Raw genomic sequence first — 11,621 nt, 5'->3', positions numbered from 1 at the left:
AATTGTCGGAAGTACGCCCCAGTTAAGGAGAACGGCATGGATCGCACTCAGAAGAGTGAAGCCGTCGCCGAGCTGAACCGCACCTTCAACGAGGTCGGCGTGGTGGTCGTCACCCGCAACCTCGGCATGACCGTCGCACAGTCGACGGGCCTGCGTAACAAGATGCGTGACGCCGGCGCGAGCTACAAGGTCTCGAAGAACCGTCTTGCCCGGATCGCAGCCGAAGGCACGCCGTACGCGGTGATCGCCGACCTGCTGACCGGCCCGACGGCGCTTGCGACGTCGACCGACCCCGTTGCCGCGGCACGGGTCATCAACGACTTCGCCAAGACGAACGACAAGATCGAGATCGTCGGTGGCGCGATGGGCGGCCAGCTCCTCGATGCGGAAGGTATCAAGGCACTCGCCTCGCTGCCGTCGCTCGACGAACTGCGCGCCAAGATCGTCGGCCTCATCGTTGCCCCGGCAACGAAGCTGGCGACCATCACCCAGGCTCCCGCGGCACAGATCGCCCGGGTCCTGTCGGCATATGCGGAGAAGGACGCGGCCTGATCGGCGGCTTCCGACCCATTTACCCCTATCTGATTTACGGAGAATATCATGGCTGACCTCAACGCAATCGTCGACCAGCTGAGCGAACTGACCGTCCTCGAAGCAGCTGAACTCTCGAAGCTGCTCGAAGAAAAGTGGGGCGTTTCGGCCGCTGCTGCCGTTGCCGCTGCTCCGGCCGCTGGCGGTGGCGCCGCTGCCCCGGCTGCTGAAGAGCAGACCGAATTCGACGTCATCCTGACCGGCGACGGTGGCAAGAAGATCAACGTCATCAAGGAAGTCCGCGCCATCACCGGTCTCGGCCTGACCGAAGCCAAGGCGCTGGTCGAAGGCGCTCCGAAGGCCGTCAAGGAAGGCGTCAACAAGGACGAAGCCGCCAAGATCAAGGCGCAGCTCGAAGGCGCCGGCGCAACCGTCGAAGTCAAGTAAGCCGCAGCGGGAGTGCGGAGCAGCGATGCTGCCCCGCACTCCCGCAAGGCCGGCCGGCGGGCCGCACAGCCCGACCGACGGGATGGAATTCACTTCCATCCCGGCTTGCGAAAAAAGGGGGCGATCCGGCAACGGGTCGCCCCCTTTTTTTTGTGCAACGCCGGCAAGGTCCGACCATCGAGCCCGCGCAGCAATCGAATACCGGCGGCGCCTTGCGCCGGTAACAAAACACCCGCATCCTCCAGGCCATGGCAATCGTATCGCTCGCGCTGTTCCTGACGGCGGCCACCACGTCGGTCGTACCCCCGCCGCCCCAGCAACGTCTGGCCCGCTGGACGCCCGGTCCGGTCCGATGCGGCGGTACCGTCATCGATCCGGTACGACTGGTCCGGTCGCGCCCCGAACTGGCTTGGGGCGAAGTACCGTCGAAGGTGACCACCTTGCGCTTCCGCATCGATGCGAGCGGTCGGCCGCTGTCGATCAAGCGGGCGGGCAGCAATGATTTCATCCCGTTCGGCAGCGATCTCGTCCCGGCCTTCGCCGCATCGCAGTTCGCGTCCGGCAGTCCGCGAAACGACTGCGCGATCGACTATACGATCGAACTGACCACGCTTGCGACGGCGGAACGGGCCGACCTGATGGCCTATTCGCTCGATCCGAGCAGTGGCCCGTTACCCCCCGAAGGGTGGGACCGGATCACGCCACCCGATACAGATTGCCGGCGTCGGCCGTATCCGGCGGACCTGTTGCGCGCCTTTCCCGATTTCGACAAGCTTCCCGGCACGCCGGGCGAGCGGCAATGGTCGATGACCGGCTACGACCTCGACAAAAAGGGTCGCCCGATCAGCGTGCGAACCGTTGCTGGTACCGGCGATGCCGCACTGGATGCGGCGTCGCGCAAGGCCGTCGCGAAATCGCGTTTCGTCGCCGGTGCGCGTACCGGCTGCATGTACCCCTATAGGCGTGGCCCGCTCCGGATCGCGGCACCACCCGCTCCGCCAGAAGATGCGTTCGGTCCAACGCCGCACTGCCCGACCGCGCCGTGGGTCCAGCAACCACGGCTGATCTATCCGCCGGCGTGGAACCGCCGTTCGATCGAAGGATGGGCGGTGGTCCAGTTCGATGTCGCCCCTTGGGGCGAAGTCGGCAACACGCGGGTGCTGGCAAGCGAGCCGGCCGAGGATTTCGGTCGGGAAGCGATGCAGGTGATCCGCACCGCGCGTCGCGCGCCGTCGACGACCGGTGCGAGCGGCTGTATCGAACGCATCCGCTTCGCGATCCGACCGCCCGGAGCAGCCGCCAGCGCCGACGTGCCGCCGCCACCGCCGGTGGTCATCGAGTAGCGCCGGGGCGGATCGCGCCGCCCCGGCGTCCCGGTTCAGGGGACCGTCACCGTCTGCACCGGCACGCCTTTCAACTCTGGCAGCGCGCCCAGTTGCGGCTTCACCTTGGCCAGATCGCCGACCACGACCAGCGTGAACTTGTCGAGCGGCAGGCTCTGCCGGATCGCGCTGCTGAACTGCGCGTCGCTGACCGCCATGGTCGCCGGTACATACCGGTCGAGCCAGTTGGCCGGCAGGCCCAGCGCGTCGCGCGTCGCGAGTTGCCCGATCAGCGAGGCGCTGTCCGAACTGCGCAATACGAACAGCCCGGCATTGTAGCTGCGCATGCCGCCGGCTTCCTCGGCGCTCGGCGGGGTCGATTGCAGCGTCCGGATTTCGTGGAACACTTCCTTCAGCGACGCGCCGGTCACCGCGGTCGTCACATCGGCATCGAACGTCCAGCGCGCGTCACCGGGGCGCTGGGCGATCCCCGATCCGGGCGAATAGGTATAGCCCTTGTCCTCGCGAATATTGCGGGTGATCCGCGACGAGAAGCTGCCGCCGAGCAGCGCATTGGCGACGCGTAGCGGAATGTCGCCGTCGCTTCCGGCCAGCGGCGATGCCCAGTCGAGCCGGATCGTCGATTGCGGCGCATCCGGCCGGTCGACCAGCAACACACGGGGTCCCGCCGCGGCGGTCGGCACCAGCGACAGACGTGCCGGCCCCTTCTGCCAATCGCCGAATGCCTGCTGCACGGCGGCCTTCACCTGCGCCGGATCGAACCGTCCCGCGACATACAGCCGCGCGCGCTGCGCACCGAAATTGATGGCGTAGAAGCGCTTCACCTGATCAAGCGTGTAGCCGTTCAGCTGCGCCGGGGTCGGCAGGATGCGACCATAGGGATGGTCGCCATAGGTCGCACGGGCCAGCGCATAGTCGGCCAGCATCCCCGGCTGCGCCAGCGACTGCGTCAGTGAGCGCGCGCTGTTCGCCTTGACGCGATCGAACTCGCCGGCCGGAAAGGTCGGATGACGGGCGACGTCCCCGATCAGCGCAACCGCCTGCGGTGCGAATTCGCTCAGGCCGCTCATGCTGATCGACGTGCCGGTATAGCCGACCCGCACGCCCAGATTGCCGCCCATGCCGGCGGCGGCGGTGGCAAGCGCGGCGGAATCGCGATTGCCGGCCCCTTCCTTCATCATGCTGCCGGCCAGATCGGCGAGCCACGGATCGCGGCCTTCCTCAAGGTTGCCGGCATAGACCTGCAACACCATCGTGACCTTCGGCGCGTTGCCATAGGCGATCAGCGTCACGCCCATGCCATTGGGCAGGGTGTAGGTTTCCGAGGCGGGCACGGTGAATGGCTTGGGCGCACCGATTTCGGGCGCGGGGAGTGCCGGCGGCGGGGTTTGTGCGGCGAGCGGCGCGGCGATCAGCGCAAGGCCGGCGAGAAGGATCGAACGGCGCATCTCACTTGCCTCCCTTGGCGGCACTGCCGGGCACGATGGTGTAGATCGAACGGTTGGTCGGGCGCAGATACTCCTGCGCCGTCTTCTGGATCAGCGCGGGGGTCACCTTGGCAAAGCCTGCTTCGATCCGGTTCACCGCCTGCGGATCATTGTCGAACAGCGCATAGACCGCCAGCAGATCGATCAGCCCGACGCGCGTGCCGCCATCGACCGATGAATACAGGTCGGAGCGCAATTTGGTCCGTGCCCGGTCGAGTTCGCCCTGCGTGACCGGGGTCGTCCGCAATTGCTCCATGACGCCGTCCACCGCCTGCCGGATCTGCGCATCGCCAAACTGCGGATCATGGGTGAAGTTGAACGCCCACAGCATCGGGCCGTTGTAACTATACATGTTGCCAAGCGAGGCATTGATCCCGCCTGACAGATCGCCGGTAATGCCGGTTTCGGACACCAGCTTGCGCGACAGGCGGCTGTCGTCGCCCTGCACCAGCATCTGGTCGATCAGCCCCATCGCATACCATTCGGGCGTGCCGCGCGGCGGCATGTGATAGCCCGCCGCCCAACCGGGCTTGGGCGCCAGCGCGTCGACGCGGCTGCGGGTTTTTTCCGCGGTCTGGCGCGGCTCGGTCAGGTCGGGCAGCACGACCGGCGCGCCCTTTTGCAGCGGGCCGAAATATTTGCGGACCATGGCTTCGGCCCGGGCATAGTCGATATCGCCCGCGACCACGAGCACCGCATTGTTCGGGCGATAGAAGGCGGAGTGGAACTGCTTGGCATCGGCGACCGTCGCCGCCTCGATCTCCTTCAGATCGCCGTAGAAGTTATGGCTGTTATACCAGTTGGTGTTGGCCAGCATCGGCAGGTCGATCCACGGCCAGCTGCCATAGGGCTGGTTGAGGACGTTGACCTTCACCTCGTTGCCGACGACGCCCTGCTGGTTCTTCAGCACCGTGTCGTCGATGACCGGGCGCGCCATGCGATCGGCCTCCAGCCACAGGATGCGCTCCAGCGCGTTCGACGGCGCGATCTCGAAATAATTGGTGAAATCGAACCGGGTCGATCCGTTCAGCACGCCGCCGGCATTGCTGATCGTGTTGATGAACACACCCTTCGGTGCGTTCTGCGACCCTTGGAACATCAGATGTTCGAACAGATGCGCGAAACCGGTGCGTTCGCGCGGTTCGACGCGGAAGCCGATGCCGTAATAGACGCCGACGGTGACGGTCGGGGCCAGCGTGTCGCGCGACAACACGACCTTCAACCCGTTGGGCAGCGTCAGGTACCGCATGTCGATCGCCAGCTTCGCCGGCGCGGTGGCGACGGGGCGCGATTGCGCCGCCGATACGGTCGCCGTCACCGGCAGCGCGGCCAGCGCCGCCCCCAGCAACAGCCGCTTCATGATACGCGTCATCGTTCCCCCTTTTCGCCAATTAGTCGTCGGTATCGCGTTCCTCGGCCGTTTCGGCATGGATCAGAATGTCGCCGGGCTGGCATTCGAGCACCCGGCAGATCGCATCGAGCGTGGTGAACCGGATCGCGCGCGCCTTGCCGGTCTTCAGGATCGACAGGTTGGCGAGCGTGATATCGACCGCCTGCGCCAGTTCGGTCAGCGTCATGCGCCGGGCGAGCAACACTTCGTCGAGGCGGACCAGCACCGCCATCAGACCGTCCCCTCCAAATCCTCGCGCAGCGCCGCGCCCTCGGCGAACACCCGGGCCAGCACGAACGCGACCAGCACCGACAACCAGCCCCCGATCGAGAAGGAGGAGCCGTCCAGCCCGACCCCGGTGCCGGCAAAGCGCGGCAGGATCGCGAACAACGGAATGTCGAGCAGCTGGATGGCCAGCAACGCCCAGCCGATCGCGCGCACCCGCCGGGCATTGGGCGACGCGAACGTCTCCCCCGCCAGCACGGTACGGATGACCGCGATCAACCGCGAGAAGATGACATGGGCCGGCACCGATGCGACGACGCCAACCAGCAACAGCGCGCGGATGCCGCCGATCATGCGTTCGGCATCGATCACCGGATATTTGGCGACCATCCGTGCGGCGAGCATGTCGTGCAACGGCAGGCTGGCGATGGCCGCCAGCAGGAATATGATCGCAAAGAGAATATTGAGCGCGAGCAGCAGCCGCAGCACGCCGAGGGTCAATCGCAATATCCGGTCCCGCCGCCCCATGCCGCCCTCTTTCCTGTCCCGCGCGGACGCTACCGGGTATATCGATTATCGCCAAGGGCGATGGCGGCGTTACGTGCGCCGCACCTGCCCATAGAGCCGCACTTCCAGCCGATCGGTCATGCGGTCGCCGCGATCGGTGAAGATCGGGGCGAGCTTGCCCTGCGGCGCGGCGGGACCGACCATGAACGCGGCGGTGGTGCGCGATTCGCGACCGTCCTCCCAGCGATAGCGCGCGTCGATCGCGATCATCGGCACGAAGAACGGCCTGCCCCGCGCGGTAACGATGTTCACCGCCACGCGCGGAAGGGTCATCGTCGCCTCCAGATGCCGCTGCTCGCCCGGGCCCAGCGCGAACGGGTCGAGCCCGCGCTTGCCGTCATTGGCGAAGAAATCAGCGATCGCGTCGTCCTGTCCGGCATGGGCGGTCAGCAGCATCGTCGCGACGCTGACCTCGGTCACCGGCATCGATGCGGGATTGCCGACGGTCAGGTCGAAATCGAGCAGGATCCGCTCACCCTCGGTCCCGACGCGGATCGGGGCGAGCTGGAATTCGAGGAACGGCCCCGGCGTCGGCGCGGGCGCTGCGGGGGGTGGCGGGACGACCGGCGCGGGGGGCGGCGCGACGGGTCGCGGCGGCACGGGCGGGGCTACCGGTTCGGGTGGCAGGACCGGGAGCGGCGCTACGGGCGCCGCATCCTCGACATCCGTCGCCGATCGACGCCGCCGCCGGGCGAACAGCAGGGCCACGCCGGTCGCGACCACGATCCCGCCGAGGAACCACAGCCACCATGGCAGCGCATCGCCGGTCGGTGCCGGAGCGGGTTGGGCGGCGGGGGTCGGGAGCAGGTCGGGCGTGGGCGAGGCGGCCGGGGTCGGCAGCACCGGCGGGCCGGCATAGGTCGCCTGCGGTGCCGGGGCGGCCGCTGGGGTAGCGACGGGTGCAGGACTCGAAGTTGGCGAAGGTGTCACGCGCGGACGTGGCGCGGGCGGGGTCGGCGTGGCGGTCGGGACCGGGGCCCGGGGGGCGCGCGGAGTCGGCGACGGCGTGACGCGCGGGGTCGGGGTTGCGGTCGGCGTCGAAGTTGGCACCGGGGTCGGCGCGACCTGCGGCGTGATGTCGTAGATCGGAATCGATCCGCCGGGTTGCGCCTGCTGCGCGGCGGCGGGTACGGCAAGAGTCGCGACGATCGCCGCGCACGAAAGCTGGAACTGCATCGCCGCCCTGAACCGGGGTTTGCGCGCGAGCGTTAGCCCACCTGGCACCCGGTTGCGACGAAGCGGGTTGGTTCCACGGCCAGTCGAACCCACCACTGGCCCGCGTTGACACACCCGGTCATGGCTTCTATATCGACGGCTTGCTTCAGGACCGGGAAAGAATGCGTCGTCGCGCAACGCATTCCATGCATAGGCCTGTCGCCATTCCAGGACGCTCGATCAGCTGCGGCCCATCATGGGTGACGCGGCTTTCGTCGTCCCGATCGCACGCCAGCCCGGTGGCAACCGGGCACGAGATTTGACTGCAAGCGAGGCCCACGACTCCATGGCGACCAAGGCAACCGCAACCGGCACGCACAAGCGCCGCATCCGCAAGGTGTTCGGCGACATCCACGAAGTGGTGCAGATGCCGAACCTGATCGAGGTTCAGCGCGAGAGCTATGAACAGTTCCTGCGTTCCGACCCGTCGATCGGCTATGTCTCCGGCCTCGAGAAGACGCTGCGGTCGGTGTTCCCGATCCGCGACTTCGCCGGCACCGCCGAGCTCGACTTCGTCACCTACGAACTGGAAGATCCCAAGTTCGACGTCGAAGAATGCCGTCAGCGCGGCATCACCTATGCCGCGCCGATGCGCGTCACGCTGCGCCTGATCGTGTTCGAGGTCGACGCCGATACCGAAGCCCGGTCGGTGCTCGATATCAAGGAGCAGGACGTCTATATGGGCGACATGCCCCTGATGACGGGCAACGGCACCTTCTTCATCAACGGCACCGAGCGCGTGATCGTGTCGCAGATGCATCGCTCGCCGGGCGTGCTGTTCGACCATGACCGCGGCAAGACCCACGCCAGCGGCAAGTATCTGTTCGCCGCGCGCGTCATTCCGTATCGCGGTTCGTGGCTCGATTTCGAATTCGACGCCAAGGACATCGTCAACGTCCGCATCGACCGCAAGCGCAAGCTGCCGGTCACGTCGCTGCTCTATGCGCTGGGCATGACCGGCGAGGACATCCTCAACCACTTCTACAACCGCGTGACCTTCGTCCGTGGCGAAGGCGGCTGGCGGATTCCGTACGCGCCGGAAAACTGGCGTGGCCAGAAGCCGTCGTTCGACATCGTCGATGCGAACACCGGCGAAGTCGTGTTCCCGGCCGGCACCAAGATTTCCCCGCGCCTCGCGAACAAGGCGGGCAAGGACGGGCTGACCGACCTGCTGATCCCGACCGAGGAAATCTTCGGCCGCTACAGCGCCTATGATCTCATCAACGAGACCACCGGCCAGATCTATATCGAAGCCGGCGACGAAGTGACCGCCGAGAACCTCGAACTGCTCGACCAGGCCGGCATTGAGCGGATCGAACTGCTCGACATCGATCACGTGTCGACCGGTCCGTGGATCCGCAACACGCTGAACGTCGACAAGGCCGAGGAGCGCGAACAGGCGCTGTCGGACATCTATCGCGTGATGCGCCCCGGCGAGCCGCCGACGCTGGAAACCGCCGAATCGCTGTTCGCCGGCCTGTTCTTCGATCCCGAGCGTTACGACCTGTCGGCCGTCGGCCGCGTGAAGCTCAACATGCGTCTCGACCTCGACGCGCCGGACACGGTGACCACGCTGCGCAGCGAGGACATCCTGGCGGTCGTCAAGACGCTGGTCGACTTGAAGGACGGCAAGGGCGAAGTCGACGATATCGACAATCTCGGCAACCGCCGCGTGCGGTCGGTCGGCGAGCTGCTGGAAAACCAGTATCGCGTCGGGCTGTTGCGCATGGAGCGTGCGGTCAAGGAGCGCATGTCGTCGGTCGACGTATCGACGGTCATGCCGAACGACCTGATCAACGCCAAGCCGGCGGTTGCGGCCGTTCGCGAGTTCTTCGGTTCGTCGCAGCTGTCGCAGTTCATGGATCAGACCAACCCGCTGTCCGAAGTGACGCACAAGCGTCGCGTGTCGGCGCTCGGGCCGGGCGGCCTGACGCGCGAGCGCGCGGGCTTCGAAGTCCGCGACGTTCACCCGACGCACTATGGCCGTATCTGCCCGATCGAAACGCCGGAAGGCCCGAACATCGGTTTGATCAACTCGCTGGCCACGTTCAGCCGCGTCAACAAGTATGGCTTCATCGAGACCCCGTATCGTCGCATCGTCGACGGCAAGGTCACGAACGACGTCGTGTATTTGTCGGCGATGGAAGAGCAGAAGCACACCGTCGCGCAGGCGTCGGCCACGCTGAACGAGGACAGCAGCTTCGCCGAGGAACTGGTGTCGGCCCGTCAGGCCGGCGAATTCCTGATGGCGCTGCCCGAAAACGTCACGCTGATGGACGTTTCGCCGAAGCAGCTGGTGTCGGTCGCCGCGTCGCTCATTCCGTTCCTCGAAAACGATGACGCCAACCGCGCGTTGATGGGTTCGAACATGCAGCGGCAGGCCGTGCCGCTGGTGAAGGCGGAAGCGCCGTTCGTCGGCACCGGCATGGAAGAGACCGTGGCGCGCGATTCGGGCGCGGCGATCTCGGCCAAGCGCGCCGGCGTCGTCGATCAGGTCGATGCGGCCCGTATCGTCATCCGCGCGACCGGTGAGGTCGATGCGGCGGAGAGCGGCGTCGACATCTACACGTTGATGAAGTTCCAGCGTTCGAACCAGTCGACCTGCATCAACCAGCGTCCGCTGGTGAAGGTGGGCGACGTGGTGAAGGCCGGCGAGGTCATCGCCGATGGCCCGTCGACCGAGTTCGGCGAGCTGGCGCTGGGCCGCAACGCCCTCGTCGCGTTCATGCCGTGGAACGGCTACAACTATGAGGATTCGATCCTCATCAGCGAGCGGATCGTGAAGGACGACGTGTTCACGTCGATCCATATCGACGAGTTCGAAGTCATGGCCCGCGACACCAAGCTGGGGCCGGAAGACATCACCCGCGACATTCCGAACGTGGGTGAGGAAGCGCTGCGCAACCTCGACGAGGCGGGCATCGTGTATATCGGTGCCGAGGTCGAACCGGGCGACATCCTCGCCGGCAAGATCACGCCCAAGGGTGAATCGCCGATGACGCCGGAGGAAAAGCTCCTCCGCGCGATCTTCGGTGAAAAGGCCAGCGACGTGCGCGACACCTCGCTGCGCCTGCCGCCGGGCGTGTCGGGTACGGTCGTCGACGTCCGCGTCTTCAACCGTCACGGCATCGACAAGGACGAGCGCGCGATGGCGATCGAGCGCGAGGAGATCGAGCGCCTGAAGAAGGACTCGGACGACGAGCGCGGCATCCTCAACCGTGCGACCTGGTCGCGTCTGCGCGAAATGCTCGAAGGGCAGACCGCGACGGCCGCGCCCAAGGGCGTGAAGAAGGGCGTGATCATCGACCGCGAACTGCTCGACAGCGTCGAGAAGCATGAGTGGTGGCGGTTCGCCGTCGCCGACGATGCGGCGCAGTCGAACCTCGAAGCGGTCAAGGCGCAGTATGACGAGGCGGTGAAGCGGATCACCGACAAGTTCCACGATCGCCGTGAGAAGCTGGAGCGCGGCGACGAGCTGCCGCCGGGCGTGCTGAAGATGGTCAAGGTGTTCGTCGCGGTGAAGCGCAAGCTGCAACCGGGCGACAAGATGGCCGGCCGTCACGGCAACAAGGGCGTCATCAGCCGCATCCTGCCGGCGGAGGACATGCCGTTCCTCGCCGACGGGACGCCGGTCGACCTCGTGCTCAACCCGCTGGGCGTGCCGTCGCGCATGAACGTCGGGCAGATCTTCGAAACGCACCTCGGCTGGGCCGCCCGCAACCTCGGCATGGAAGTCGCCCGGTCGCTGCGCGACTGGCGCGAAGCCAATCCGGATGCGGTCGGCGGCGAAATGCCGGCGGCGGTCAAGGACCGGCTGAAGGAGATCTATGGCGATCACTATGCCGAGGACATCGACAGCCGTTCGAACGAGCAGCTCCACGAGCTGGTCCAGAACATCAGCACGGGCGTACCGATGGGCACCCCGGTGTTCGACGGCGCGCGCGAGAGCGATGTGTCCGACATGCTGAAGCTGGCGGGTCTCGACACGTCGGGTCAGTCGGTGCTGTTCGACGGGCGGACCGGCGACCAGTTCGACCGGATGGTCACCGTCGGCATCATCTACATGCTGAAGCTGCACCACCTCGTCGACGACAAGATCCACGCGCGTTCGATCGGGCCGTACAGCCTCGTTACCCAGCAGCCGCTGGGCGGCAAGGCGCAGTTCGGTGGCCAGCGTTTCGGGGAAATGGAAGTGTGGGCGCTCCAGGCCTATGGTGCCGCCTATACGCTCCAGGAAATGCTGACGGTGAAGTCCGACGACGTGGTCGGCCGCACCAAGGTCTATGAGGCGATCGTCAAGGGCGACGACACCTTCGAGGCCGGCATCCCGGAAAGCTTCAACGTGCTGGTCAAGGAAATGCGCTCGCTGGGTCTCAACATCGAGCTGGGCAGCATCGAAAAGCCGGAAGAACTGGC

The 11,621-nt window shown here is 66.3% G+C and carries 9 protein-coding genes; 4 read left to right on the top strand and 5 right to left on the bottom strand.

The window, feature by feature from the left end:
- Positions 1-36: 36 nt before the first annotated feature.
- The 3 genes from rplJ (at position 37) to ASE91_RS14635 (ending at position 2,321) form a co-directional block, all read left to right on the top strand.
- On the top strand, positions 37-552 hold the full coding sequence (rplJ, locus tag ASE91_RS14645; RefSeq protein ID WP_055761025.1) for a 50S ribosomal protein L10: 516 nt from the start codon (positions 37-39) through the stop codon (positions 550-552).
- A 48-nt stretch (positions 553-600) separates the two neighbouring features.
- Positions 601-978, top strand: coding sequence for a 50S ribosomal protein L7/L12 (gene rplL / locus ASE91_RS14640; protein WP_056002613.1), 378 nt, complete (start codon positions 601-603; stop codon positions 976-978).
- Positions 979-1,226: 248 nt separating this feature from the next.
- Positions 1,227-2,321 (top strand): energy transducer TonB, encoded by a 1,095-nt coding sequence (locus ASE91_RS14635; RefSeq protein WP_056627335.1) that lies wholly within the window; start codon positions 1,227-1,229, stop codon positions 2,319-2,321.
- A 35-nt stretch (positions 2,322-2,356) separates the two neighbouring features.
- On the opposite strand, the gene ASE91_RS14630 is transcribed toward ASE91_RS14635, so the two are convergent.
- The 5 genes from ASE91_RS14630 to ASE91_RS14610 all read right to left on the bottom strand — a co-directional run bounded on the left by ASE91_RS14630 (position 2,357) and on the right by ASE91_RS14610 (position 7,166).
- A complete protein-coding gene (locus ASE91_RS14630) occupies positions 2,357-3,769 on the bottom strand; it encodes a M16 family metallopeptidase (RefSeq protein WP_056627332.1) in 1,413 nt (470 codons plus the stop codon).
- A gap of 1 nt (position 3,770) precedes the next feature.
- Positions 3,771-5,180, bottom strand: a complete 1,410-nt coding sequence (locus ASE91_RS14625) for a M16 family metallopeptidase (protein WP_200911267.1) — start codon at positions 5,178-5,180, stop codon at positions 3,771-3,773.
- Between the two features lie 19 nt (positions 5,181-5,199).
- On the bottom strand, positions 5,200-5,430 hold the full coding sequence (locus ASE91_RS14620; protein ID WP_056002603.1) for a helix-turn-helix domain-containing protein: 231 nt from the start codon (positions 5,428-5,430) through the stop codon (positions 5,200-5,202).
- The gene (locus ASE91_RS14615) at positions 5,430-5,951 is read right to left on the bottom strand and encodes a DUF2975 domain-containing protein (protein WP_082454054.1); all 522 of its coding nucleotides are present in this window, start codon (positions 5,949-5,951) and stop codon (positions 5,430-5,432) included. Before ASE91_RS14615 ends, ASE91_RS14620 begins: the two co-directional genes overlap by 1 nt.
- A gap of 69 nt (positions 5,952-6,020) precedes the next feature.
- Positions 6,021-7,166 (bottom strand): hypothetical protein, encoded by a 1,146-nt coding sequence (locus tag ASE91_RS14610; protein WP_056627327.1) that lies wholly within the window; start codon positions 7,164-7,166, stop codon positions 6,021-6,023.
- Positions 7,167-7,491: 325 nt separating this feature from the next.
- On the opposite strand from ASE91_RS14610, the gene rpoB reads away from it, so the two are divergent.
- On the top strand, positions 7,492-11,621 hold a 4,130-nt coding region (gene rpoB, locus ASE91_RS14605), incomplete at its 3' end, for a DNA-directed RNA polymerase subunit beta (protein ID WP_082454052.1).

The sequence above is a fragment of the Sphingomonas sp. Leaf62 genome, assembly GCF_001421915.1.
Taxonomy (GTDB): Bacteria; Pseudomonadota; Alphaproteobacteria; order Sphingomonadales; family Sphingomonadaceae; genus Sphingomonas.
This window is presented reverse-complemented; position numbering and strand designations above follow the sequence as displayed.

Bases quoted from the DNA above. Each gene is read 5' to 3' on its own strand.
- rplJ (WP_055761025.1), top strand. From the start codon at position 37: ATGGATCGCACTCAGAAGAGTGAAGCCGTCGCCGAGCTGAACCGCACC.
- ASE91_RS14615 (WP_082454054.1), bottom strand. From the start codon at position 5,951: ATGGGGCGGCGGGACCGGATATTGCGATTGACCCTCGGCGTGCTGCGG.
- rplL (WP_056002613.1), top strand. From the start codon at position 601: ATGGCTGACCTCAACGCAATCGTCGACCAGCTGAGCGAACTGACCGTC.
- ASE91_RS14635 (WP_056627335.1), top strand. From the start codon at position 1,227: ATGGCAATCGTATCGCTCGCGCTGTTCCTGACGGCGGCCACCACGTCG.
- ASE91_RS14625 (WP_200911267.1), bottom strand. From the start codon at position 5,180: ATGACGCGTATCATGAAGCGGCTGTTGCTGGGGGCGGCGCTGGCCGCG.
- ASE91_RS14610 (WP_056627327.1), bottom strand. From the start codon at position 7,166: ATGCAGTTCCAGCTTTCGTGCGCGGCGATCGTCGCGACTCTTGCCGTA.
- ASE91_RS14630 (WP_056627332.1), bottom strand. From the start codon at position 3,769: ATGCGCCGTTCGATCCTTCTCGCCGGCCTTGCGCTGATCGCCGCGCCG.
- ASE91_RS14620 (WP_056002603.1), bottom strand. From the start codon at position 5,430: ATGGCGGTGCTGGTCCGCCTCGACGAAGTGTTGCTCGCCCGGCGCATG.